At 62.3% G+C, this 23,783-nt stretch carries 22 protein-coding genes; 16 read left to right on the top strand and 6 right to left on the bottom strand.

Going from position 1 to position 23,783, the window contains the following annotated elements; all coding sequences use genetic code 11:
- Position 1 precedes the first annotated feature (1 nt).
- Both LJE98_RS00910 and LJE98_RS00905 read right to left on the bottom strand, forming a co-directional pair.
- Positions 2-1,813 (bottom strand): tetratricopeptide repeat protein, encoded by a 1,812-nt coding sequence (locus LJE98_RS00910; protein ID WP_229572852.1) that lies wholly within the window; start codon positions 1,811-1,813, stop codon positions 2-4.
- Between the two features lie 119 nt (positions 1,814-1,932).
- The gene (locus LJE98_RS00905) at positions 1,933-2,949 is read right to left on the bottom strand and encodes a polyprenyl synthetase family protein (protein WP_229572851.1); all 1,017 of its coding nucleotides are present in this window, start codon (positions 2,947-2,949) and stop codon (positions 1,933-1,935) included.
- A 126-nt stretch (positions 2,950-3,075) separates the two neighbouring features.
- On the opposite strand from LJE98_RS00905, the gene LJE98_RS00900 reads away from it, so the two are divergent.
- The 16 genes from LJE98_RS00900 to LJE98_RS00825 all read left to right on the top strand — a co-directional run bounded on the left by LJE98_RS00900 (position 3,076) and on the right by LJE98_RS00825 (position 17,277).
- The gene (locus LJE98_RS00900; protein ID WP_112240894.1) at positions 3,076-3,306 is read left to right on the top strand and encodes a DUF2007 domain-containing protein; all 231 of its coding nucleotides are present in this window, start codon (positions 3,076-3,078) and stop codon (positions 3,304-3,306) included.
- A 35-nt stretch (positions 3,307-3,341) separates the two neighbouring features.
- Positions 3,342-4,118 (top strand): tRNA1(Val) (adenine(37)-N6)-methyltransferase, encoded by a 777-nt coding sequence (locus LJE98_RS00895; RefSeq protein ID WP_229572850.1) that lies wholly within the window; start codon positions 3,342-3,344, stop codon positions 4,116-4,118.
- 93 nt (positions 4,119-4,211) lie between these two features.
- A complete protein-coding gene (locus LJE98_RS00890) occupies positions 4,212-5,075 on the top strand; it encodes a S49 family peptidase (RefSeq protein WP_229572849.1) in 864 nt (287 codons plus the stop codon).
- Positions 5,076-5,111: 36 nt separating this feature from the next.
- Positions 5,112-5,309, top strand: coding sequence for a hypothetical protein (locus LJE98_RS00885; RefSeq protein ID WP_229572848.1), 198 nt, complete (start codon positions 5,112-5,114; stop codon positions 5,307-5,309).
- A 137-nt stretch (positions 5,310-5,446) separates the two neighbouring features.
- Positions 5,447-6,586: a sensor histidine kinase gene (locus LJE98_RS00880; RefSeq protein WP_229572847.1), complete on the top strand. Its 1,140-nt coding sequence runs from the start codon at positions 5,447-5,449 to the stop codon at positions 6,584-6,586.
- A gap of 149 nt (positions 6,587-6,735) precedes the next feature.
- Positions 6,736-7,668, top strand: coding sequence for a glycine--tRNA ligase subunit alpha (locus LJE98_RS00875; RefSeq protein ID WP_229573861.1), 933 nt, complete (start codon positions 6,736-6,738; stop codon positions 7,666-7,668).
- Positions 7,669-7,771: 103 nt separating this feature from the next.
- The gene (locus LJE98_RS00870; protein WP_229572846.1) at positions 7,772-8,323 is read left to right on the top strand and encodes a LemA family protein; all 552 of its coding nucleotides are present in this window, start codon (positions 7,772-7,774) and stop codon (positions 8,321-8,323) included.
- 37 nt (positions 8,324-8,360) lie between these two features.
- Positions 8,361-9,626 carry a 3-phosphoshikimate 1-carboxyvinyltransferase gene (gene aroA / locus LJE98_RS00865; protein ID WP_229572845.1) on the top strand — a complete coding sequence of 422 codons (1,266 nt, stop codon included), beginning with the start codon at positions 8,361-8,363 and terminating at the stop codon, positions 9,624-9,626.
- Entirely contained in the window at positions 9,623-11,557 is a 1,935-nt protein-coding gene (locus tag LJE98_RS00860; RefSeq protein ID WP_229572844.1) for a DUF2207 domain-containing protein, read from the top strand. Before aroA ends, LJE98_RS00860 begins: the two co-directional genes overlap by 4 nt.
- Positions 11,558-11,599: 42 nt before the next feature.
- The gene (locus LJE98_RS00855) at positions 11,600-12,130 is read left to right on the top strand and encodes a hypothetical protein (RefSeq protein ID WP_229572843.1); all 531 of its coding nucleotides are present in this window, start codon (positions 11,600-11,602) and stop codon (positions 12,128-12,130) included.
- Positions 12,131-12,254: 124 nt separating this feature from the next.
- Positions 12,255-14,408 (top strand): glycine--tRNA ligase subunit beta, encoded by a 2,154-nt coding sequence (glyS, locus tag LJE98_RS00850; protein WP_229572842.1) that lies wholly within the window; start codon positions 12,255-12,257, stop codon positions 14,406-14,408.
- Positions 14,409-14,512: 104 nt separating this feature from the next.
- The gene (locus tag LJE98_RS00845; protein WP_229572841.1) at positions 14,513-14,764 is read left to right on the top strand and encodes a type II toxin-antitoxin system ParD family antitoxin; all 252 of its coding nucleotides are present in this window, start codon (positions 14,513-14,515) and stop codon (positions 14,762-14,764) included.
- A complete protein-coding gene (locus LJE98_RS00840; RefSeq protein ID WP_229572840.1) occupies positions 14,757-15,056 on the top strand; it encodes a type II toxin-antitoxin system RelE/ParE family toxin in 300 nt (99 codons plus the stop codon). Before LJE98_RS00845 ends, LJE98_RS00840 begins: the two co-directional genes overlap by 8 nt.
- The gene (locus LJE98_RS00835; RefSeq protein ID WP_229572839.1) at positions 15,053-15,571 is read left to right on the top strand and encodes a DUF523 domain-containing protein; all 519 of its coding nucleotides are present in this window, start codon (positions 15,053-15,055) and stop codon (positions 15,569-15,571) included. Before LJE98_RS00840 ends, LJE98_RS00835 begins: the two co-directional genes overlap by 4 nt.
- Before the next feature lie 41 nt (positions 15,572-15,612).
- Entirely contained in the window at positions 15,613-16,269 is a 657-nt protein-coding gene (locus LJE98_RS00830; RefSeq protein ID WP_229572838.1) for a TetR/AcrR family transcriptional regulator, read from the top strand.
- 15 nt (positions 16,270-16,284) lie between these two features.
- Positions 16,285-17,277, top strand: coding sequence for an MDR family oxidoreductase (locus LJE98_RS00825; protein WP_229572837.1), 993 nt, complete (start codon positions 16,285-16,287; stop codon positions 17,275-17,277).
- Between the two features lie 304 nt (positions 17,278-17,581).
- Here the strand turns inward: LJE98_RS00825 and LJE98_RS00820 are convergent, their stop codons facing one another.
- The 4 genes from LJE98_RS00820 to purD form a co-directional block, all read right to left on the bottom strand.
- Positions 17,582-19,399, bottom strand: coding sequence for a methyl-accepting chemotaxis protein (locus LJE98_RS00820; protein ID WP_229572836.1), 1,818 nt, complete (start codon positions 19,397-19,399; stop codon positions 17,582-17,584).
- A 258-nt stretch (positions 19,400-19,657) separates the two neighbouring features.
- Entirely contained in the window at positions 19,658-21,493 is a 1,836-nt protein-coding gene (locus tag LJE98_RS00815) for a methyl-accepting chemotaxis protein (RefSeq protein ID WP_229572835.1), read from the bottom strand.
- Between the two features lie 276 nt (positions 21,494-21,769).
- A complete protein-coding gene (locus LJE98_RS00810; RefSeq protein ID WP_229572834.1) occupies positions 21,770-22,219 on the bottom strand; it encodes a plant virulence effector HPE1-like domain-containing protein in 450 nt (149 codons plus the stop codon).
- Between the two features lie 124 nt (positions 22,220-22,343).
- Positions 22,344-23,615, bottom strand: a complete 1,272-nt coding sequence (purD, locus tag LJE98_RS00805; protein ID WP_229572833.1) for a phosphoribosylamine--glycine ligase — start codon at positions 23,613-23,615, stop codon at positions 22,344-22,346.
- Positions 23,616-23,783 lie beyond the last annotated feature (168 nt).

The following is a 23,783-nucleotide window of genomic DNA, read 5'->3' as shown; positions in this document are numbered from 1 at the left end:
ATCAGGTCTTCTTGTCGTCTTTCTTGGGCTCTTCGGCCGGATTGGCCTCGACCTTGGCCGCATCCGATTCGATCGGCGGCAGGCCCTTGTTGATCTTGGCCTGGATCTTCGGCACCTCTGCCTCTTCAGGCTCGGATGCCAGCGCACGCTTCCACTGATACGTGGCTTCCAGTTTGCGGCCCACGCGCCAATAGGCGTCGCCCAGATGGTCGTTGATCGTCGCGTCGCCTGCGCGCAGCTCGATCGCCCGTTCCAGTTCCACCACCGCCTCATCGAAACGGCCGAGGCGATAATAGGCCCAGCCAAGCGAATCGACGATGTAGCCGTCATCGGGGCGCAGTTCGACGGCCTTCTTGATCATCTCCAGGCCTTCCTGAAGATTGCGGTTCATGTCGACCCAGGAATAGCCGAGATAATTGAGAACCTGCGGCTGGTCGGGATTGAGTTCCAGCGCCTTGCTGAAGTTCGGCTCCGCCTTGTCCCACTTCTTCAGCCGTTCGTAGGCGATGCCGCGCTGGAAGTAGACCGACCAGTGGTTCCGCGCCGGCGTCTGGCCGATGATCTCGATGGCCTTGTCATAATTGTCGGCCATCGCTCCGTAGTCCTTGGAATCGGACAACACGCTGCCATAGGCCAGATAACTGCGGACATCATTGGGGTCGGAAGCAATCAGTCCCTGAAGGTGTTCGCGCGCTTCCTTCACCTTGCCGGTCTCCGCCAGCGTCAGTCCGAGCTGCAGCTCGGAAATGCGCCGCATCGGCGAGGTCTCGGGCACCTGCCGGTAGAAGGCGATCGCCTTTTCCGGCTGCTTGGCATTTTCGGCAATGCCGCCCAGCAGAACCAGTGTGTCGGCCGCATCCTTGTCCAGCGCATGCGAGAGCTGGAGATAGAGCATGACGGTGTCTTCGGCGCCTTCGCGATTGAGGGCCCCGCCGATCGAGAAGAGCACGCCGGCCGCACCCTGTACGGCATTGGCGACGATCGGATCCGGTTGGCGTCCGGCCTCGATCTCGTCACGCAGCGCCTTGAACGGTGCAAAATTGGTGATCAGTTCATCGCCGGCCGCCAGCGCATCAAGCGCCTTCTGCTTGTTGCCGGCACCAGCTTCGAGTGTGGAGAGCGCCATGACTGCCCGGGCGAATGTGTCAGGAGCTGTCGCCCCGCCATTCCGGTCCGTCACCGTGTCCGTGAGCGCCTTGCGGGCGGCATCGATGTCGCCGGTCTGCGCGGCGATGACGCCGGCATTGTAGTTGCGGAAGATGCCGTACCAGCTGGGGCCTTCGAGCTCCTGCACGAGCTTCAGCGCTTCCTTGCCCTTGCCGTCGCCGACCATGGCCCAGGCAATGAGAAGCTGGTTCATCAGCCGGTCGAGATCGTTCGGGCCTTCATACTTGAAGTGCTTCAGGGCATCCGAATAGTCGCCATCCCGGATGGCCCGGAAGCCGAGCGCGACCGAGGTCACCCGCTCGACGGCCGGATCGCTTTCCAGCGTCCTGGCGAGGTCGGCCCCTTCATCGAACTCCCCGTTCATGAACAGCGCGATCATCAGACGCTGTTGCAGTTCGAGTTCATTCGGGGTGAATTCCAGCGCCTTCTTGTAGAACTTCACCGCATTCGGATAGTCGCGGTCAGTCTCTGCCGTGCGCGCGGCCAGGAATGCGCCGGCGTAGGAATCGACGCCCTGGATGTCGAAGCTCTCCGAGCCGGCCTGATCTGGGGCAGAGGAGGCTGACGCGAACTGTCCGTGCGAGACGCTCAGGAGCAGCGCCAGCGCTGTGCTGGCGAGAGTGCGAAGGGCGGGGCTTTGCCGCATGACGAGCCTTTCAAGAACCGGGGTTCGATTGCTGATGCCCGGGACCGGGCAATCAGCAATGATTCATGGACAGAATGGCTTTTTTGAAGCAGCCCCGCAAGGCGATCACGGGATCTGCGTCAATTCACACGGGAAATGCAGAAATCGATCACGTCGTTCAGGGCGCTCTTCCATGGCGTTTCCGGCAACGGGGCAAGAGCGTCCCGCGCGATCGTGCCATAATGTTGCGCCCGCTGGATCGTATCCGAAAGGGCGCCATACTTGCTGATCAGGCCGAGTGCCTTTTCCAGCCTGACATCGTCGTTCTGGCCGCCTTCGATCGACTCTTTCCAGAATTGGCGATCGGCAGCCGTGCCCCGGCGGTAGGAGAGGATGACCGGCAGCGTGATCTTGCCTTCGCGGAAATCGTCGCCGACATTCTTGCCGGTTTCGGCAGCCTTGCCGCCGTAGTCCAGCACATCGTCGACCAGCTGGAAGGCAAGGCCGAGATTCATGCCATAGGATTTCAGTGCGCTGCGGGTCGCCCGGTCGGTGCCGGCGACGATCGGGCCGACTTCGGCCGCCGCCGCAAAGAGCGCTGCCGTCTTGGCGCGAATGACGGCGAGATAGTCATCTTCCGTCGTTTCCATGTTCTTGGCGACGGAAAGCTGCAGCACCTCGCCTTCGGCAATCACACAGGCCGCCGTCGAGAGAACGTCGAGTGCGTCGATCGATCCGACTTCGACCATCATGCGAAACGCCTGGCCGAGCAGGAAGTCGCCGACCAGCACGCTTGCCTGATTGCCCCAGATGGTGCGGGCCGTGGACTTGCCGCGGCGAAGATCGCTTTCGTCCACCACGTCGTCATGCAGAAGCGTTGCCGTATGCATGAATTCGACCGAGGTCGCGAGCTTGATGTGGTGATCCCCTTCATAGCCGAACATCGCAGCGGTCGCGAGCGTCAGCATGGGGCGCAGGCGTTTGCCGCCGGACGAGATCAGGTGGTTGGCCACCTCCGGAATCATCTGCACATCCGAGCCGGCCTTCGACAGGATCAGCTGGTTGACGCGCTCCATGCCGCTTTTCGTCAGGTCCACCAGAGGCTTGACGGATGCCTGTTTGTTTTTGCTTTCCTCAAGCGGTATGACTACGCCCAACGCACCGGACTCCTGTTCAGTTTGGTCGCCGACAATAAAAAGCCGGGAAGGCCACGGCAAGGGGCGAATTGCCTCGGCTGGCGGCTGGAACACGGTTTTACCCGTTAACAGTGAGTTCTGAATTCGATGCATGAGATCATTCGCAGCAACGACGTCGTCCTGCTGTCTTTCGCCGAAAGCCTGATGCGCGACGCCGGCATCGCCTCGATGATCGCCGATCAGTCGATGAGCATCCTGGAAGGGTCGCTCGGAATGCTCCAGCGGCGCCTGTTGGTCGATGCCGATTGCATCGATCAGGCCCGCCGCATCCTCACCGATGCCGGCCTCGGTGCGGAACTGCGCGACCACGATATGTGAGCGCCATGGTCGAAGCGTCTGACAGCAACGCCGACATGGCCGTCCAAGAAAGCGTTGACGCCTTTCACCGGGGGCGGTTCCATCTCGTGCAGCCGGCCGGCCATGGCCATCGTGCCGGCATGGACGCCATGTTGCTCGCCTCGCTCGTCGCCGACAACCGTGTTGTCCGTGTCGCCGATCTCGGCGCCGGAGCCGGTGCAGCCGGTCTCGCTGTTGCCTCGCGCCTGCCAAAGGCCAGCGTGGTTCTCGTCGAGCGCTCTCCGGATATGGCGGGTTTCGCGCGCAAGAGCCTCGCTTTAAAAGACAATGCCGAATTGGCGACGCGCGCCGAAGTGCTGGAGACGGATGTCACCTTGACGGGCCATGCGCGGGTGGCAGCCGGCCTCGTCGATAACAGCTTCCACCATGTCATCATGAACCCGCCCTTCAATGATCCCGGTGATCGAAGGACGCCGGATGTCCTGAAGGCCGAGGCCCATGCGATGACGGAGAACCTGTTCGAAAGCTGGATACGCACGGCGGCCGCAATTGCGATGTCCGGCGGCCAGCTTTCCCTGATCGCGCGGCCCCAGTCGATTGCCGAAATCATCGCCGCCTGCGGTCGTCGCTTCGGCGGCCTCGAGATCACGGCGATCCATCCACGCGCAGGGGAAAATGCCACCCGGATCCTCGTGACGGGTGTCAAGGGATCGCGCGCCCGTCTGCAGATGCGCGCGCCTCTCCTCATGCATGACCGACCTGACAGTCATGCCTTCGCGCCCCTTGTGGACAGCCTGAACAACGGTCGCGCCGGTTATTCGCGTTTGCGTTGAGAGCTTTGATTTTTCGCCGGAACCATTGTGTTCGGCCCTTGGCTCCTTACATCTCGTCTCAGATTGAAGATTGTAAGGAGTTGAAACGCGACAATGGCAGACTTTCTGAAACGGCTGGTTCCCAAGCGCTTCCAGAAGAAGGGCGTCGTCATTCCGGTCGTCAGGCTGCACGGGCCGATCATGAGCGGCGGTTCGCGCTTTCGCCCCGCGCTGAATCTCTCCTCGATCGCCGGTCAGCTGGAAAAGGCCTTCTCCATGAAGGACAGCCCGGCCGTGGCACTCTCGATCAATTCGCCCGGTGGCTCTCCCGTTCAGTCGCGCATGATCTACGACCGTATCCGGGCGCTTGCCGAAGAGAAGAACAAGCACGTGCTTGTCTTCATCGAGGACGTCGCGGCCTCCGGCGGCTACATGATCGCCATCGCCGGCGACGAGATCATTGCTGACGCGACCTCCATCGTCGGCTCGATCGGCGTCGTTTCCGGCGGCTTCGGTTTCCCCGAACTCCTCAAGAAGATCGGTGTTGAACGCCGCGTCTATACGGCAGGCGAAAACAAGGTGATTCTCGATCCCTTCCAGCCGGAGAAGGAAAGCGACATTGAATATCTGAAGACCCTCCAGCTGGAGATCCACGAGATCTTCATCGACATGGTCAAGGCACGCCGTGGCGCGCTGCTCGCCGACAACCCGACCTTGTTCTCGGGCCTGTTCTGGACCGGTCGCAAGGGACTGGATCTCGGCCTCGTCGATCGCCTCGGCGGCATGCGCGAGGAGATCAAGACACGCTATGGCAAGGATGCCCGGCTCGAACTCATCGGTGCGCAAAAAGGTCTCTTCGGCCGCCGCGCCCCCGGCATTGGTGCCTTCGGGTCGGTTGACCAGATCGCAGTTCAGGCCGTCGCCGGTCTTGCAGAGACGCTTGAGGAAAAGGCACTATGGGGCCGCTACGGTCTCTGACCGAAGCGCGATTCGAAGGCGGATGGGCGAGGGGACATGGCGCAGCTGATATTTCTGACGATTCTGGTCGGTGGCGCCTGGTTGCTCTACCGCCGGTTTGTCGCCGATGCGGAAAAGCTGGCGGCGAAATCGCGCGCCGAAGAAAAGGAGCGTCAGAACGAGGCCATTGGCACGCTCATTCAGGACCCGGAAACGGGCGAGTATCGACCCCGCCGCGCGGACGATGAGATTTGAACGCGACCTGCTTTTCGTACGGGATCCACTTGCCTGGGGTGTTCTGACGAAAAATTCGATCTCTCGATGTGTTGGAGGGAACAATTTTCGCGATGGTGCTTTTAAATAGCTGTCATAAAGTGTGACGCGGGAGTTTGATGAGGTACGGCGAGGAATTCCTGGGCGTCGAATGCGGCGTCGCACGCCACTTGAACGAGGTGGACTGGGCGGCAACTTCCCTTGGTCCGGTCGATGGCTGGTCGCTCTCCCTGAAGGCCGTCACACGCACGGCCCTGTCTTCCCGCCAGCCCATGTCCTTCTGGTGGGGCGAAGACCTGCTGCAATTTCACAACGATTCCTATGCGCCCATGCTGGGCAATCGCGTCGATCACTCGATCGGCAGGCCTTTTCGCGAGGTCTGGCCCGATGTCTGGGATGCCGTCTATCCTTTTATCCAGATGGCACTTTCCGGTAAGGGAACCTGGCAGGAAAACATGCCGCTGGTCATGAGGCGCAACGGTTATGACGAACAGACCTACTGGACCTTTTCCTACAGCCCACTCTACGACGATGATGGTCGCATCTCCGGACTTCTGAACACCGTGACCGAAACCACTCAGGCGGTGGCGGACCGCAAGGCGCTTGAAGAGGCCTATCGCGATGCCCAGACGCATCTGGTCGAGCGTGCAGGATATGAAGACGAACTCAGGCTTCTCAACCGCGAGCTTGCCCACCGGATGAAGAACACGCTGTCCATGGTGCAGGCCATTGTCAGCCAGAGCCTCCGCAACGCAACGTCACTGACAGATGCCAGTGCCATCATCGCCGCCCGCATCCAGACCCTGGCGAAGGCGCAGGACGTGCTCACCGGCATGAGCGTCACAGCTGCCGAGATCTCCGCCATCACCAATGCTGCACTCGCCCCCCACCAGGATGGCGCTGACCGCATCCACCTTGACGGCCCGCGCGTCTACCTGTCCGCCCAGCAGGCCCTGGGCCTGTCGCTGGCCGTCCACGAACTGGCCACCAACGCGACGAAATACGGCGCCCTTTCGGTGCCGCAGGGACGTGTGGACATAACCTGGTCTCATCATCTCGGCGACGACTTCACTTTCGACTGGCGTGAAAGCCGAGGGCCGCATGTCCTACAACCGACCCGTCGTGGCTTCGGCTCACGCCTGACGGAGCGCATCGTCTCCGATCTCTTCAAGGGCCAGGCGAAAATTGATTTCGCGCCTGATGGCGTCGTCTTCTCGCTGGTCGGCAAGCTGCATCAGGTGGCGGACCTCGACCATTGAGACGGCCGATATGGGGGCTGGCATTTCGGCCTGTTGAAGCGTCCCGGCAGCGGAGGTGCTTGACCCTTACCTCCGCTCATGGCACCAGACGGGCCGCAACATGAGCCAAGCCGATGGATAGCCCGATGACCACGCCCCTTGCCCCGCACATGGACCCCAAGCGTTCCTTTCAGGCGCTGATCCTGACGCTGCACGCCTATTGGGCCGACAAGGGCTGCGCCGTGCTTCAGCCCTACGACATGGAAGTCGGCGCCGGCACGTTCCATCCGGCGACCACGCTGCGTGCTTTGGGCCCCAGGCCCTGGCGTGCGGCTTACGTCCAGCCCTCGCGCCGTCCGTCCGATGGCCGCTACGGCGAAAACCCGAACCGCTTGCAGCACTACTATCAGTATCAGGTCATCCTGAAGCCGAACCCGTCGAACCTGCAGGAACTCTATCTCGGTTCGCTGAAGGCAATCGGGCTGGACCCGCTGCTGCATGACATCCGTTTCGTGGAAGACGACTGGGAAAGCCCGACGCTCGGCGCCTGGGGCCTCGGCTGGGAATGCTGGTGTGACGGCATGGAAGTCTCGCAGTTCACCTACTTCCAGGCCGTCTGCGGCATCGACTGCTCGCCGGTCGCGGGCGAACTGACCTACGGCCTTGAGCGTCTTGCCATGTATGTTCAGGGCGTCGACAATGTCTACGACCTCAACTTCAACGGCCGCGAAGGCGAAGAAAAAATCTCCTATGGCGACGTCTTCCTGCAAGCCGAGCAGGAATATTCCCGCCACAACTTCGAATTCGCCAACACCGAGATGCTGCATCGCCATTTCATCGATGCCGAAAAAGAATGCCAGGCCCTGCTCGCCGCCGGCGCCCCCGTCGACCCGGAAAACCAGCCCCTGCACAAATGCGTCTTCCCGGCCTATGACCAGTGCATCAAGGCCTCCCACATCTTCAACCTGCTCGACGCCCGAGGCGTGATTTCGGTGACAGAACGCCAGGCCTATATCGGCCGCGTCCGCGCGCTGGCGAAAAGCTGCGGCGAGGCATTCCTGCTGACCGATGCCGGTGGCGTGAATTTCGGCAAGGCGGCTTGACGGTTTTTCCCGTCGAAATGGTCTGAACCCGGCGCGAGATGGCCATGACTTTCTCGCGATGAACCGCTAACGTGCGGCCATATCAGCTGGGAGCCCGCCATACATGTTCACGACACTGGCCATTATCGCCGCCATCGGTGCCTATCTCGTCTTCGTCTACAACGGCCTCGTCAAGGCCCGGCAGATGGCGGAAGAGGCCTGGTCCGGCATCGACGTGCAGCTCAAGCGCCGCGCCGATCTGATCCCCAACCTGATCGAGACGGTCAAGGGTTACGCCGGCCACGAAAAGGGCACGCTCGAAAGCGTCATCGAACTGCGCAACAAGGCTCAGGCCGTACCGTCAGGTGATGTGGCCGGCCGCGCTGCCGCCGAAGGTCTGCTGGGTGCTGCCCTCGGCAAGATTGTCGCCCTTGCAGAAGCCTATCCGGACCTCAAGGCCAATGAGAATTTCGTCGAGCTGCAGAAGTCGCTGGAAACCATTGAAGGCGAGATCCAGATGTCCCGCCGATATTACAATGGTGCCGCCCGTGATCTGAACGTCAAGGTCGAGAGCTTCCCTTCCAATCTCGTTGCCGGCCAGTTCGGCTTCTCGAAGAAACCCTATTTCGAGATTGCCAACGAGGCCGACCGTGCGGTACCGACGGTCAAGTTCTGACGTCCTTTTGGCGGACGCCACAGTAGAGACCGGGATCATGACGACTGACAGTGTAACCATCCTCCCGCCCACCCATGCCTTGACCGGCAGGGTGAGCCCTCCAGGTTCGAAATCCATCACCAATCGCGCCCTGCTGCTTGCCGGCCTTGCGAAAGGCACGAGCCGCCTGACCGGCGCCCTCAAAAGCGACGACACGCGCTATATGGCCGAAGCCCTTCGCCAGATGGGCGTGACCGTCGATGAGCCGGATGCGACCACCTTCGTCGTCAGCAGCACCGGCGAGCTGAAGGCGCCTGCCGCCCCGCTTTTCCTCGGCAATGCCGGAACCGCCACCCGCTTCCTGACGGCAGCGCTGGCGCTGGGACACGGCCGCTACATCGTCGATGGTGACGAACATATGCGCAAGCGGCCGATCAAGCCGCTGGTCGAGGCGTTGCAGTCGCTCGGTGTCGCCATCGCCGCCCCCTCGGGATGCCCACCGGTCGCCATCGATGCCAAGGGTGCCTTCGGGAAGAACAACGTCGTCATCGATGCCGGCCTCTCCAGTCAATATGTCTCGGCGCTGCTGATGGCCGCCGCCTGCGCCGCCGAGCCCTTCGAGATCGAACTGGCCGGTGCCGATATCGGCGCCCGCGGCTATATTGACCTGACACTCTCCGCCATGCGCGCCTTTGGCGCCCGGGTCGAGCAGCCGACGCCGGCCTCCTGGCGCATCGAGCCAACGGGTTATACCGCGACCGATTTCCACATCGAACCGGATGCCTCCGCCGCCACCTATCTCTGGGGCGCGGAAGTGCTGACCAGGGGCCAGATCGACATCGGCACACCCTCGGCCGATTTCACCCAGCCCGATGCCAAGGCCTATGACGTGATCGCGCAGTTCCCGAACATGCCCGCCGTCATCGATGGCAGCCAGATGCAGGATGCGATCCCGACGATTGCCGTGCTCGCCGCCTTCAACGAGACGCCGGTGCGTTTCGTCGGTATCGAGAACCTGCGCGTCAAGGAATGCGACCGCATCCGCGCCGTCTCGACGGGCCTCAACGCCATCCGCCAGGGCCTGGCCAAGGAAGAGGGCGACGATCTTCTCGTTTTCGCCGATCCGTCGCTGGCCGGCCAGTCTTTGCCGGCTGATATCGACACCTTCGCCGATCATCGCATCGCCATGAGCTTTGCGCTGGCCGGCCTGAAGATCCGCGACATCACCATCCTCGACTCCGGCTGCGTGGCCAAGACCTATCCCGGCTACTGGGATGCGCTGGCCTCGCTCGGCGTCGATCTCGTCAGGAACGCCCCCAAATGACAATGCTCCTTCGCCTGTGCCCCGCTTTGCTTCTCGTTCTCTGGATGGCATGCGGCGCGCAGGCCGAGGAAGTCATCCGCGACTACCACGCCGACATCACCGTCCTTCCCGATGCCACGATCGAGGTGACGGAAACGATCACCGTCAATGCCGAGGGCAATGACATCAAGCGCGGCATTTTTCGCGATTTCCCGCTCTATGCCGTCGATCAGAATGGCTTTCGCCGGCAGGTCGATTTCGACCTGATCTCGGTCGAACGGGACGGCCAGCCGGAAGACCACCACACCGAAAGCGTAACCGGCGGTATCCGCATCTATACCGGCTCGGCCGAGGTCTTCCTCGAGCCCGGCGAATTCACCTACGCGATCACCTATCGCACCGGTCGCCAGATCCGCTATTTCGACGACCACGACGAACTCTACTGGAACGTCACCGGCAATGGCTGGATGTTCCCGATCGAGCAGGCAAGCGCCAGTGTAACGCTGCCGGACGGTGCGGTGCCGACGCGAACAGCCGTCTACACCGGCCCGATGGGATCCACGGCCCAGAATGCCCGCGAGATGCCCGGCTCGGACGGTCGGGAATTCGAGACCACCCAGTCGCTTGGCCCCGGGGAGGGGCTGACCATCGTGATCGGCTTCGACAAGGGCCTGGTCGCAGCGCCATCGGCTGAGGACGGCTTCTGGTGGTTCCTGCGCGACAATCTCAACTTGATCATCGCTCTGGGTGGCCTGATCGTCGTTTCGCTCTACTATCTGCGCTCCTGGTTCGCCGTTGGCCGCGATCCCGCGAGGGGGGTCGTCGTGCCGCGCTGGGATGCCCCTGACGGTATCTCCCCGGCGCTGGTCAACTACATCGAGAACAAGGGCTTTTCCGGCGGTGGCTGGACGGCGCTCTCGGCCTCGGCGCTTGATCTCGCCGTCAAGGGCTATGTCGAACTCGATGATCTCGACGCCGGCATCACCATCCGCCGCACCAAGAAGCCTGTCGACGGCAGGCTCGAATCCGGTCAGGCGCTGTTGATCAGGGAAATCCCGTCTGCGGGTGACGAACTCGTCATCGACAAGGAGAACGGCAAGCGCGTCCAGAGCGTGGGCTCCGCCTTCCGTCAGGCGATCGAGAAGGAGCACCGCGACAAGTACTACAAGGGTAATGTCGGCTATATCGGTTTCGGTATCGGCCTGTCCGTCGTCATCATTCTCGCGCTCTTCATCTTCGGTTCGCTGGACGAAGACGTTTATGCCATGATGCTGGTCCCCACCTTCTTCGCCATTTTCTTCGGCAGCTTCACCGTCGGGCTCGTCAAGATGTTCCAGCGCGGCCGCTCGCTCTTCACCAAGATCATCTCCATTCTGGCGCTTGCATTCATCGGTTTCGTCGCCCTGTCGACCATGGGGCTGATGCTGATCTCCATGTGGATGGATCTTGAACAGACCCACCAGATCCCGGTATTGCTGGCGTTCGGCGGCATCCTGCTCGTCAATTTCCTGTTCCTCTTCCTGATGGGCGCGCCCACGCCACTCGGTCGCAAGCTGATGGACGGCATCGAGGGCCTGCGCATCTATCTGACGCTGGCCGAAAGGGACCGGATGAACATGGCCGGAGCCTCGACCATGTCGCCCAGCCATTTCGAAAAACTTCTGCCCTACGCCGTGGCGCTCGGCGTTGAAAAGCCCTGGTCGCGAACCTTCGAAGCCTGGCTTGCAACCGCTGCCGCCGGAGCCGCATCCGCAGCCTATGCTCCGGCCTGGTATCACGGCAACAATCCGGGCGGGTTCGGCGGTCGCATCGGCGGGTTCTCGTCGTCAATGGCCTCCACCATCGCCTCCACCATCCCGACCCCACCGCCCTCCAGCTCCTCGTCCTCCTCAGGCTTCTCCGGCGGATCCTCGGGCGGCGGCGGTGGAGGTGGCGGCGGGGGAGGGTGGTAGCGCTGGATTATGCCTGACCCGAGCAGCAAGACAGATCGGATATTGGCGTTTGTCGGCCTCGGCCTGACAGTGGCGCTGATCCTGCTCTTCTTCCGCAGCGATGCATTCTTTGACTGGGCCTTTGACCGCCACCAGAACACCGCGTCCTGGCTCATGCGCCCGTTGCTTCTTCTGCCACTTTGCTATTCAGCCTGGCGCCGCACGGCCGCAGGTGTTTCCTTCAGCCTTCTGGCCATCCTGAGCTCAATGTTCTGGTTCCCGGCACCACCAGAGGCGCGCCCCGATGTCGCTGCCTTTCTGGAGATGGAGCGGGCGGTTTTGCGCGGCGGCTGGACAACCTCCAACATTCTCGGATTGATTGCGGTTCTGTCCTACGGGGTCGCCATCGTCACCGCTTTCTGGCTGCGGTCGTGGCGGGTCGGTTTCGCTGTCGCGCTTGCGGGCGCGGCCATAAAGATTGCCTGGAGCCTGGCTGCAAGCCCCGACGCCGGGCAGGCGGTGGTGCCCTATGGCGTTGGCGGGGCAATTGTGCTTGCGCTTGCCATTTTCCTGTTGCGCCGCCGGATGCGGTAACGACTGCCGGGGGGCGGTCGCAAACCTCGCCCTTTGCGGTTTTTCCTCCAAATGGGATGACAACCGCTCTGGGCCTTGCTAAGCCGCGCCACGCGCTTTTTCCACTCAGCCAAGCAGAAGACCCATGCCCGATTTACTGCTCGAACTCCGCTCCGAAGAAATCCCTGCCCGCATGCAGCGCAAGGCGGCCGGCGATCTGAAGAAGATGGTCACTGATGCGCTGGTCGACGCGGGTCTCACCTATGAAGGTGCGCGCGAATACTGGACGCCGCGGCGCCTGACGCTCGACATCCGCGGCCTCACCGCCCGGTCGGCCGACGTCAAGGAAGAGAAGAAGGGTCCGAGTGTTTCTGCGCCGCAAGGCGCGATCGACGGCTTCCTGCGTGGTGCCGGCCTCACCTCCATCGACCAGGCCATCGTCAAGACCGATCCGAAGAAGGGCGATTTCTATGTCGCCTACATGGAAAAGCCCGGTCGGGCTGCCGAAGAGATCATCGCCGGTGTGATGCCGGGCATCATCAAGACCTTCCCCTGGCCCAAATCGATGCGCTCGGGCTTTGCCTCCATGCCCAAGGGCTCCGGCTATGGCGGCATCGAAGGCAAGGGTATGGAAAGCCTGCGCTGGGTCCGCCCGCTGCAGTCGATCGTCTGCACCTTCGGTCCCGAGCATGACGAAGTCCAGGTCATCCCCTTCGAGATCGATGGAATCGTCGCGTCCAACATTACCTATGGCCACCGCTTCCATGCGCCGGAGGCCATCACCGTCAAGCGCTTCGACGACTACGTGACCAATCTGGAGCGTGCCAAGGTCATCCTCGATGCCGAGCGCCGCAAGGACATGATCCTGCACGATGCCCGCGACATCGCCTTTGCCAATGGGCTGGAACTGGTCGAGGACGAAGGCCTGCTGGAGGAGGTCTCCGGCCTCGTCGAATGGCCGCAGGTTCTGCTTGGCACCTTCGAAGAGGACTACCTCTCGATCCCGGCCGAGATCATCCGACTGACCATCAAGACCAACCAGAAGTGTTTCGTCGTGCGCCCGCAGGGTGAGACCGACAAGCTCTCCAACCATTTCATCCTGATCTCCAACATCCAGGCCACCGATGGCGGCCGCGAGATCATGCATGGCAATGGCAAGGTCGTGCGCGCCCGCCTGTCGGATGCCCTCCACTTCTGGAAGCGCGACCAGGGCGACCTGCCGGACCTAGACACGCTGAAGGCGTCTGCCGCCAAGTTCGACCTCGACCTGAAGAAGCCGCTCGACCAGCGCATGGCCAAGCTCGACGCGCTGAACGTCACCTTCCATGCCAAGCTCGGCACACAGGGAGAGCGCGTCGCGCGCATCCGCGAGCTGGCCAAGGTGCTGGCCCCGATCGTCGGTGCCGATGCCGCCCTCGTCGACCGCGCCGTGGTGCTGGCCAAGGCCGATCTGCGCACCGAAGCCGTCGGTGAATTCCCCGAACTCCAGGGCGCCATGGGCCGCAAATATGCAGCTTTGCAGGGTGAAGACGCCTCCGTTGCTGCCGCGATCGAAGACCACTGGAAGCCGAACGGCCCCTCGGATCGCCTGCCGGAAGACAAGGTCGGCGTGACTGTCGCACTCGCCGACAAACTGGATACTCTTGCCGGTTTCTGGGCCATCGACGAAAAGCCGACCGGCTCGAAGGATCCTTATGCACTGCGTCGTGCGGCACTCGGCGTTGTGCGCATGATTTTGGAGAAGGGTATTCGTCTGCCGCTGGCGTCCGTCGCCAAGGATGCCGACCTCCTCTCCTTCTTCCACGACCGCCTCAAGGTCTACCTGCGCGACCAGGGCGCCCGCCACGACATCATCGATGCCGTGCTGACGCCGGATGCCGACGACCTGTTGATGGTTGCCCGCAAGGCCGAAGCCCTGACCGCCTTCATCACCTCGGAAGACGGGGGGAACCTTCTCGCCGGCACCAAGCGCGCCACGCAGCTGCTGGCGGCCGAAGAGAAGAAGGGCACCGTCGTCGCCGATGGCGTCTCGGAAGCGCTCTTGAGACTCGACGCCGAAAAGGCGCTCTTCGCCGCCATCCAGTCCGCCTCGAAATCGGCGGCTGACGCGGTCGCCGCAGAAGACTTCCGCTCCGCCATGCAGGCCCTCTCGACCCTGCGCAGCCCGGTCGACAAATTCTTCGAGGACGTCCTGGTCAACGATGAGGACGCCGCGATCCGTGCCAATCGCCTGGCGCTTTTGAAGGCGATCCGTGAGGCGACCGCGACGGTCGCAGACTTCTCCAAGATCACAGGCTGATGATTGAGACCCCGCTTTCGCGGGGTCTTTCGTTTCCAGTGATCCGTTTTCCGCCCCCGGTGTCTTGTGTTATCCTGGACACGAAGACAGCCGGAGCCACCCGAATGAACAAGCCCGTTCAGGTCACCATTGCCGAGCCCTATGACAGCTTTATCGACGCTCAACTCGAAAGCGGTGAGTTCAACTCGGCGCAAGAAGTGGTCGAGGCGGGTCTGCGGCTTCTGAAGGAGGAGCAGGCCAGGGCCGAATGGCTGCGCAAGGCGTTGATCGAGGGCGAGAACAGCGGGCCGTCCGTGCCGTTCGATCCAGAAGACCTCACGGCTTCCGTTGGTGAAAGATGGAAAAGCCGTGGCTGAGGTCAGGCTCAGTCCCGCCGCACGACGAGACTTTCTGGACATCGGTGACTACACGCGGGACCTATGGTCAGAAGCTCAGGCTGAGCGGTACCTCCGGCAAATCCTGGGCATCATTGCCGACATCGGAACGCATCCGTTTTCGGGTGGCGAGGTGGGCGCACTTCGACAAGGCTATCGCCGCCGCCGGTCTGGTTCACATCTGATTTTCTACATCATTCTTGAGGATGGCATGGTCGAAGTCATCCGCATCATCCAAGAGCGGGCAGACGTCTCGCGCCGGCTGGACGAGTGAGCCTCATGCCCCCGAAAATCCTCATCAGCGCCTGCCTGCTCGGTCGCCCCGTCCGTTACGACGGCAAGGGCAAGCCCCTGCATGATCCCATCCTTGAACGCTGGAAATCCGAAGACTGCCTCGTCGGCTATTGTCCGGAACAGGCCGGTGGTCTTCCGACACCGCGTCCACCGGCGGAGATCGAGGGTGGCATGAATGGCGATGACGTGCTGGCCGGTCGTGCCCGCGTGCTGGAAGTGACGGGTGGCGACGTGACCGCAGAGTTCATCTCAGGCGGGAAGAGGGCGGTCGCATTTGCTGAGGAGCAGGGCTGTCGCTTCGCGCTCCTGATCGACAGCAGCCCTTCCTGCGGTTCGGGCTTCATCTATGACGGCACCTTTTCCGGTACCCGCCATCCAGGCTTTGGCGTCACAGCGGCGCTGATGCGCCGGGCAGGCATCGAAGTCTTTTCCCCCCGGCAGATTGAAGACCTGGTGACCAGCCTGGCAGAGGCCCCATGCAAGAGTGGGTCATGAGGAGGGTTTATTTTATAGACTGACTGGTCTATAAAATAGTCATGAGCCAGCCAATTGACGCGCAGAATGACAACGGACGCAATGTGACGGCCAGGCGGAGGGGCCGGCCGAAACGGGCGCCAGCCGATGCCGAGGCGCGCCAGCGGTTGCTCCGCACCGGCCTGAAGTTCCTGACCGAAAAAGGCTATTCCGCCGTTGGTCTCGACGAGATCCTGCGTGATGCATCCGTTCCGAAAGGCGGTTTCTACCATTACTTTCAGAGCAAGGCCGATTTCGGCAGCGCCCTCATCGACGTCTATCACGCCTATTTCGCCGACAAGCTCGACCGCTGGCTTCTTGAGGAAAGCCAGTCGCCGCTGTCGCGGCTGCAGGCCTTTGTTGCGGATGCCCGAAACGGCATGGAGCGCCATGACTTCAGGCGCGGCTGTCTGGTGGGCAATCTTGGCCAGGAGATGGGGGCCCTGCCACCGGAATACCGGGCAAAATTGATCCATGCGCTGGAGGATTGGCAGAGCCGGACAGCCCGCTGCCTGGCCGCCGCTCAGGCGGCCGGCGAGATCGCCGCTCATCATGATCCGGCAAAACTGGCGGCGATCTTCTGGATCGGCTGGGAAGGGGCGGTCTTGCGCGCCAAGCTCGAACAGGGCCCCGATCCGCTCATCCTATTCGCCGACGGCTTCTTCGCCATGCTGAACTGAGAAAGGGAGATAAACATGTTTGATGCCATCGTGATTGAAAAGCCGGACGGTGAGCAGACCGTCAGGCTGACCCAGCTGGGCACGCAGGATCTGCCGCAGGGAGACGTGCTGGTCGATGTCGCCTTTTCGACCCTGAACTACAAGGATGCGCTTGCCATCACCGGTGCCTCGCCGGTGGTCCGCAGCTTTCCGATGATCCCCGGCGTAGACTTTTCCGGCGTGGTCAAAGAGAGCGGTCATCCTGAGTTCAAACCTGGCGACCGCGTCATTTTGAATGGCTGGGGTGTCGGTGAAAAGCACTGGGGCGGACTTGCCGGTCAGGCAAGAGTGAAGGGCGATTGGCTTGTGCCCGTGCCGGAGGCGTTCAGCCTGCGCCAGGCCATGGCCATCGGCACGGCGGGCTATACGGCCATGCTGTGCGTGATGGCATTGGAGCGTCATGGCCTCCGGCCGGAGAGTGGCGAGGTTGTCGTCACCGGAGCCGCAGGCGGCGTCGGCAGCGTGGCTGTGGCTCTCCTGGCCGCCAGGGGATACACGGTTGCCGCAGTCACCGGCAGGCCATCGGAAGCCGAGTACCTCACCGGCCTTGGCGCCGCATCCATCATCGACCGGGCGGAACTGTCCGTGCCGGGCCGTCCAATGGCGAAAGAGCGCTGGGCAGGGGCCGTGGATGTGGCCGGCGGTGTGGTTCTTGCCAATGTCATCGCCGCCATGCGCTATCGTGGTGTCGTTGCTGCTTGCGGTTTGGCCGCCAGCATGGATCTGCCGACAACTGTCGCTCCCTTCATCCTGCGCGGCGTCACGCTTGCCGGTATCGACAGCGTCATGTGCCCCAGGCCCGATCGGGTGGCGGCTTGGTCCAGACTGGCCGAGGAACTCGACATGACCAGCCTTGAAGCCATGACCACCGAAATCCCCCTGGCGGATGTCATCGAAAGGGCGCCGGCATTTCTCGATGGCAAGGTGCGCGGTCGCGTTATTGTTCCCATCAATCCCATGCTCGGCTGAGCAGATCGAAGGGAGGGGGCATGCCGCCGATATTCGGTTGGCACGGCCTCGGTCCGCCACCAAGAGCGATGCGCCGAACCGGCCCTGACCGCTGCAGGATATCGAGACGGTCTACGGCTTGGGGTCCGGTCGAAACTCGCGAGGTCATCCGCCGACATCAGCATCGGGGCGCTTCGCCTTTGCTGGAACCATGGCGGTAAATGGGCGCGTCAGACGACCCCAGAATAAAACAACGCCCGGGAATCCCGGGCGTTGTGTCGATGTCTCTGGCTTGCGGCCCGACCGGATCTGATCCAGTCCCGGCTCAGCTCGCCTTGCGATATTGCGGCTGACCGGCGCCTGCCTGGCTGGTCTTGAAGCCGCGGATCAGGTTCAGCAGGTCTTCCGTGTCGTTGGCGAGAACCTCGGCCGATGCCGTGGTTTCCTCCGCCATCGCCGCGTTCTGCTGCGTTGCCGTGTCAAGCTGGTTCATCGAGGATGCGATGGAGCGCAGCGTCGTGTCCTGCTCGGTTGCCGAATGCGCGATCTTGGTGACGATATCGCTCGCCGCCTTGATCTGGTCGGAGATCCGCTTCAGCGCCTCGCCGGCCTGACCGACCAGCTGAACGCCGTTCCCGACCTGACCCGAGGACCGCGAGATCTGGTCCTTGATCTCCTTGGCAGCTGCCGCGGAGCGCTGGGCGAGTTCGCGGACTTCCTGGGCGACGACGGCAAAGCCCTTGCCGCTCTCGCCGGCACGTGCCGCCTCGACGCCGGCATTGAGCGCCAGAAGGTTGGTCTGGAAGGCGATGTCCTCGATCACGCCGATGATCTTGCCGATCTCTTCGGACGACTGCTCGATGCCGCTCATGGCATCGATTGCCTGGCCGACGATCGTGTCCGACTTGGCGGCCTCGTTGGCGACGGTTCCGACGCGCTTGGCGGCTTCCTGGGCGCCATCTGCGGTCTGGCGCACGGCAACGGTCAGTTCATCAAGCGCTGCCGAAGTCTCTTCGAGGCTTGCGGCCTGACGTTCGGTACGCTGGGACAGTTCGTTGGAGGCGCGACGGATCTCTTCCTTCGAGCCGCCGATGTCGATGCCCTTGGCATTGACCTTGGCCATTGCCGCTTCGAGATGCTCGAGCGCTTCGTTGAAGTTGCTGCGCAGCGTTGCATACTTGGTGCCGAGATCGGCGCAGCGGACGGTCAGGTCGCCCTCGGCGAGTTGTTCGAGTGCCGAACCGATCGTGGTGACGACGCGGGTCTGCTGTTCGGCTTCTGAACGCTGCATGTCGGCATTGGTCTGGCGTTCGGAGTCGAGCTGGCGCTGCTGTTCTTCCTCACGGGCGGCCATTGCATGGCGCTCGCGGACCTTCTGCTGCAGTGTCTTGGTCGCCTTGGCCATCATGCCGACTTCATTGCCCATGTCGGTATGCGGGATTTCCAGGGCAACATTCTCGTCTGCCACGGCTTCCAGCGCGCTGTGAATCGAGGTCAGCGGCCGCGTGATCCCGCGGATCACCAGCCAGGCAGAGGCGAGGCCGAAGGCAAAGACCAGGGCGCTGAGGATGATGGTGCTGCGGGCGCCCTCCATGATCGTTGCGTCGAGGTCGTCCAGATAGGCACCCGTACCAAGCGTCATCTGCCATGGCTCGAACGCCAGGGAATAAGCCGCCTTCGGATAGAGATCTTCCTTGGGCTGGCCGGGCTTCGACCAGTCGTATTCCGTCCAGCCGCCGCCCTGTCGGGCCTTGGCAATGATGTTCATCAGGAATCGGTTGCCGTCCTTGTCGACCAGATCGGCAAAATTCTTCCCGAGCGCTGCCTTGCCAGGATAGACCACGCGCGTGCCGGCATAGTCGTAACCGAAGAAGTAGCCGTCCGGTTCGAACCGGATCGCCTCGACGGCGTCATAGCCGGCCGCCTGGGCTTCCTCGCGGGTCATCTTCCCGTCGACTTCGAGCTGGTGGTAGTGCTTGAGGATGGAGATCGCACCTTCGGTATTCATGCGCAGCATGTCGTAACGCTCGGCATAGACCGCCTGTGCCGCAGAACGGATCTGAAGATACGTGACGACGGAGAAGGCGATCATCAATCCGGCGATCAGCGTGATCAGTTGGGAGGAAATTTTTGCATTCTTCATCTGCGGAAACATCCAGTTTACGGCCCGTGTCGCCGGCCTCTTGGCCGGGCGACGACATGGAGATTGTGAGGGGGGTGCGCCTCATGCGCCAGCGGCGACCGAAATTCCGGGCCTGTGGGTCGACCATAGGTTCCAATGATAAAGAATTCCTAAAATGCTATACATCCGTAAACCATAATTATCCGACCGAGCAGCCAAAAGGCCGCCGGGATTTCTCCCGGCGGCCTTTCGATGTCTGGCGGTGAGCGACCGGCTGCCTTAGCCGGCGCGTCGCATCTGCTGGGCCATGTTGCCAAGGCCGGCGCCGGAAGAGCCCGAGACCTTGAAGCTGCGGATCAGGTCCAGCAGGTCGCCGGTATCGTTGGCAAGGACCTCGGCGGATGCCGTGGTTTCCTCGGCCATGGCCGCGTTCTGCTGGGTCGCCGTGTCGAGCTGGTTGACCGCAGACGAGATCGACCGCAGGGTCGTGTCCTGCTCCTGTGCGCTGTGCGAGATCTTCGAGACGATGTCATTGGCGCTTGCGATCTGGTCGGAAATGCGCTTCAGCGCTTCGCCGGTCTGGCCGACCAGTTGCACGCCCTGCTGGACCTGCGCAGACGAGCGGGCGATCTGGTCCTTGATCTCCTTGGCGGCAGCCGCCGAACGCTGTGCCAGTTCACGCACTTCCTGGGCGACGACGGCAAAGCCCTTGCCGCTTTCGCCGGCACGCGCGGCCTCGACGCCGGCATTGAGTGCCAGAAGGTTGGTCTGGAAGGCAATCTCGTCGATCACGCCGATGATCTTGGTGATCTCGGCAGATGACTGTTCAATGCCGCTCATCGCGTTGATCGCCTTGCTGACGACCTCGTCGCTCTGGCGGGCTTCGGCGCTGACGGTGCCGACGCGATTGGCCGCTTCACGCGCACCGTCTGCCGTATGGCGAACAGCGACGGTGAGTTCGTCGAGGGCTGCCGATGTCTCTTCGAGATTGGCGGCCTGGCGCTCGGTTCGGGCGGCGAGTTCGCCGGACGCGCGGCGGATTTCTTCCTTGGAGACGGCGATGTCGTTGCCCTTGAGGTTGACGCGGGCCATGGCTTCTTCGAGACGGGCGAGCGCTTCGTTGAAGTTGTCGCGCAGACCGGCATATTTCGGGCCGAGATCGGCGCAACGCACGGTCAGGTCGCCGTCGGCGAGGTTTTCCAGCGATTGGCCGATGGTGGAGACCACATGCGCCTGCTGGCGGGCTTCGGAAAGCTGCGCCTCGGCATTCTGGTTGCGCTCGCTATCGAGCTCGCGCTGCTGCTCAACCTCGCGCGCTGCCAGTGCATGGCGCTCGCGCACCTTGTCCTGCAGGCTCTTGGTCGCCTTCGCCATCATGCCGATCTCGTTGCCCAGGTCCGTATGCGGAATGGCGATCGAAACATTCTCGTCGGCAACCGCTTCGAGCGCATCATGAATGGCCTTGAGCGGCGTGGTGATGTTACGGATGACGATGAATGCGGCGATCAGGGCAAGGACGAAGATGCCGACGGACAGGCTGATGGTCTTGATGATGCTGGAGCGGATTTCGGCCTTCAGGTCGTCGGTGTAGAGACCTGTCACGATGACCACGTTCCAGGGCTCGAAAGCCTTGCCGTAGGCGGCCTTGGGGAAGCTGTAGTCGTTCGGATCCTGACCCGGCTTCGGGCCGATGAACTCCACGAAACCACCGCCAGCCCGGCCGTGCTTGACCAGCTCGTCGCGGTAGAGGAAGCCGTTCGTGTCACCCTTGCCCTTGCTGGAATTGCCGACCAGCTTGGTGTTCGGATGGAAGACCATCACCACGTCGTAGTCATAGGCAAAGAAATAGCCATCCGGCTCGAAGCGCATCTTGCCGACCTGGGCATAGGCGAGCTTCTGGGCCTCCTCGACCGAAATCTCGCCGGCTGCTACGCGCTCGTCATAGCCCTTCAAGATCGAGAGCGCCGACTCGACCTGCGTTCTCAGGAGTTCGTAGCGTTGTTCGTAAATGGTTTCAGTGGAGGAACGGACCTGGAGAAATGTGGCAGCTGCAAAGGCGGCCATCAGTCCACCGATCAGCATGATGAGCTGAAGTGAAATCCTGAGATTCTTCATGGCGAAGTGAGCTTTCGTCTGTCGAGCGGTTCGGGCGCCGGGGAGGGATCAAGCGAACGGGATCGGCACCTCATGTGTCGAATAGGTACGACAGACTCTGATGGTCAAAGGTTGAAATGACTTTAAGCCGCCGAACAGACGGCGCGGTAAGAATGTACCGGTGAAATTTAGGGGGTGCTTACGGCATAACGCCCGGGACTGGTCCGGGCGTTATGTCCGTGTCGACCACGAGAGACCGCCGCGCCCGGATCGTTTGGCGGGCGGATGAGAAATGGATCAGTTCAGGCGAAGGTCGAAACCGGCCAGCGCCGGAGCTGGCTTTTCGTCCTGGGGCACCTCGACCGCAGCGGTGGTTGCCTCATGGTCGATCTCGTTGATTGCAGGCGAAGCGCCCGCGACGATGGTCGCACCGTCGGTCGCCCAGCCGGCAGCGGAGGTGTAGACCACCACGGGTGAACCACCGAGCCAGCTTTCGACCCGCTTCAGCCTCTTCTCGCCATTGATATCGACCACTTCGGCCGTCTGGCTGCCGGAGGGAACGGTCGGCACCTGATAGTGCGACTTGGATGCCTTCATGGCCGGTGCCGGGCAATGGGCACAGTCGATCGTGAGAACACTCGGCTGGGTCGTCGCGATCCCGGTGACGGTCGAGATCGATCCTGCCATGGCCGGCATGGCGAACATGGAAGTGGCAATGATCATGGCTGTCGAAACGATACGGCGCATTACGTTTTCCCCGATTGTTGGGATGAACGTTAGCAAGCGTTTCTTTCGATCCGGTCAGGAGCTTTGGTAAAATTTGAACGAATGGACCGATTTCCAGTCAAAAAGCGAGCCGCCGGTCGAGAATTCAGGCCTTTTCGCGGGCAATTGCCTGCCAGCCGATGTCGCGGCGGCAGAAACCGTTGTCCCACTGGACCGCATCGACGAGGCGGTAGGCGGCAGCCTGAGCCTCCGCCACCGTCGCGCCACGCGCCGTCGCATTGAGGACACGACCACCGGTCGCCACAAGCTGGCCGTCCTTCAGCGCCGTTCCCGCATGAAAAACCTTGGCGCCCTGGCCGGCTTCCGGCAGGGTTGTGATCGGCGTCGCCTTCTCATACGAAGCCGGATAGCCCTTGGAGGCCAGCACCACGGTCAGCGCCGGATCCTCGCTCCACTCGGCTGACACCTGCTCGAGCGTGCCGGTGGCAGAGGCGTAGAGGATCGGCAAAAGATCGCTCTTCAGCCGCATCATCAGCACCTGGCATTCCGGATCGCCGAAGCGGACATTGTATTCGATCAGTTCCGGGCCCTTGGCCGTGATCATCAGCCCGGCAAAGAAGACGCCCTGGAAGGGATGTCCCATCTCCGCCATGCCACGCATCGTCGGCTCGATGATCTCCTTCATCGTCCGCTCGACCATGTCAGGCGTCATGACCGGTGCTGGCGAATAGGCGCCCATGCCGCCGGTGTTCGGGCCGGTATCGCCGTCGCCCACACGCTTGTGGTCCTGCGCGGTCGCAAGAGCCAGAAGCGATTTGCCGTCGGACAGGCAAAAGAAGCTCGCCTCCTCGCCGTCGAGATAAGCCTCGACCACGACTTCCGCACCGGCAGCCCCAAAGGCGCCCTCGAAGCAGTCGTCGATGGCGGCCAGCGCCTCCTCCAGCGTCATGGCGACGGTCACACCCTTGCCGGCAGCAAGGCCATCGGCCTTGATGACAATCGGCGCGCCCTGTTCGCGCACATAGGCCTTTGCCTTGGGCGCATTGTTGAAGCGCTGATAGGCACCGGTCGGAATGTTGAAGCGGGCACAGACATCCTTGGTGAAGCCCTTGGAGCCCTCGAGCTGGGCTGCGGCCGCAGATGGTCCGAAGACGGCGATGCCCGCTTCCCGCAGACGGTCGGCAATGCCAGCCACAAGCGGTGCTTCAGGTCCGACGACAACGAAGTCGATGGCCTTGTCCTTGCAGAAGGCAACGACGGCTGCATTGTCATCCGTATCGAGAGCGACCAGCTCCGCCTCTTCGGCGATCCCCGGATTGCCGGGTGCAGCATAAAGCTTGGTGAGCGCCGGAGATTGCGCGATCTTCCAGGCCAGCGCATGTTCGCGTCCACCCGACCCGATCAACAAAACCTTCATCACCAGCCTCCAGTGCCACAAGGGAATGCCCGGCGGTTAAGGGGGAAGGGGGAAAAGGTCAAGCCGAATTGACCTCGGATGGCCCTGCTTTCCTGTGAAGTGGGCCGCAGGCCCGTTGCCTTGCCGCATTCCCCCGCTATGGTCCGCCTCCATCAGGCAGGTTCCGCA

The sequence above is a fragment of the Rhizobium sp. 'Codium 1' genome (assembly GCF_020889605.1).
GTDB classification, from domain to species: domain Bacteria; phylum Pseudomonadota; class Alphaproteobacteria; order Rhizobiales; family Rhizobiaceae; genus Allorhizobium; species Allorhizobium algae.
Note: the sequence above shows the minus strand (reverse complement) of the source record. Positions and strands in the feature narration are given on the sequence as shown.

Excerpts from the sequence above, each read along its gene's own strand:
- LJE98_RS00820 (WP_229572836.1), bottom strand. The coding sequence starts at position 19,399 with ATGAAGAATGCAAAAATTTCCTCCCAACTGATCACGCTGATCGCCGGA.
- LJE98_RS00895 (WP_229572850.1), top strand. The coding sequence starts at position 3,342 with ATGGCCGTCCAAGAAAGCGTTGACGCCTTTCACCGGGGGCGGTTCCAT.
- LJE98_RS00810 (WP_229572834.1), bottom strand. The coding sequence starts at position 22,219 with ATGCGCCGTATCGTTTCGACAGCCATGATCATTGCCACTTCCATGTTC.
- LJE98_RS00890 (WP_229572849.1), top strand. The coding sequence starts at position 4,212 with ATGGCAGACTTTCTGAAACGGCTGGTTCCCAAGCGCTTCCAGAAGAAG.
- LJE98_RS00825 (WP_229572837.1), top strand. The coding sequence starts at position 16,285 with ATGTTTGATGCCATCGTGATTGAAAAGCCGGACGGTGAGCAGACCGTC.
- aroA (WP_229572845.1), top strand. The coding sequence starts at position 8,361 with ATGACGACTGACAGTGTAACCATCCTCCCGCCCACCCATGCCTTGACC.
- glyS (WP_229572842.1), top strand. The coding sequence starts at position 12,255 with ATGCCCGATTTACTGCTCGAACTCCGCTCCGAAGAAATCCCTGCCCGC.
- LJE98_RS00860 (WP_229572844.1), top strand. The coding sequence starts at position 9,623 with ATGACAATGCTCCTTCGCCTGTGCCCCGCTTTGCTTCTCGTTCTCTGG.
- LJE98_RS00900 (WP_112240894.1), top strand. The coding sequence starts at position 3,076 with ATGCATGAGATCATTCGCAGCAACGACGTCGTCCTGCTGTCTTTCGCC.
- LJE98_RS00885 (WP_229572848.1), top strand. The coding sequence starts at position 5,112 with ATGGCGCAGCTGATATTTCTGACGATTCTGGTCGGTGGCGCCTGGTTG.
- LJE98_RS00870 (WP_229572846.1), top strand. The coding sequence starts at position 7,772 with ATGTTCACGACACTGGCCATTATCGCCGCCATCGGTGCCTATCTCGTC.
- LJE98_RS00830 (WP_229572838.1), top strand. The coding sequence starts at position 15,613 with ATGAGCCAGCCAATTGACGCGCAGAATGACAACGGACGCAATGTGACG.
- LJE98_RS00880 (WP_229572847.1), top strand. The coding sequence starts at position 5,447 with ATGAGGTACGGCGAGGAATTCCTGGGCGTCGAATGCGGCGTCGCACGC.
- LJE98_RS00845 (WP_229572841.1), top strand. The coding sequence starts at position 14,513 with ATGAACAAGCCCGTTCAGGTCACCATTGCCGAGCCCTATGACAGCTTT.
- LJE98_RS00815 (WP_229572835.1), bottom strand. The coding sequence starts at position 21,493 with ATGAAGAATCTCAGGATTTCACTTCAGCTCATCATGCTGATCGGTGGA.
- LJE98_RS00875 (WP_229573861.1), top strand. The coding sequence starts at position 6,736 with ATGGACCCCAAGCGTTCCTTTCAGGCGCTGATCCTGACGCTGCACGCC.
- LJE98_RS00910 (WP_229572852.1), bottom strand. The coding sequence starts at position 1,813 with ATGCGGCAAAGCCCCGCCCTTCGCACTCTCGCCAGCACAGCGCTGGCG.
- purD (WP_229572833.1), bottom strand. The coding sequence starts at position 23,615 with ATGAAGGTTTTGTTGATCGGGTCGGGTGGACGCGAACATGCGCTGGCC.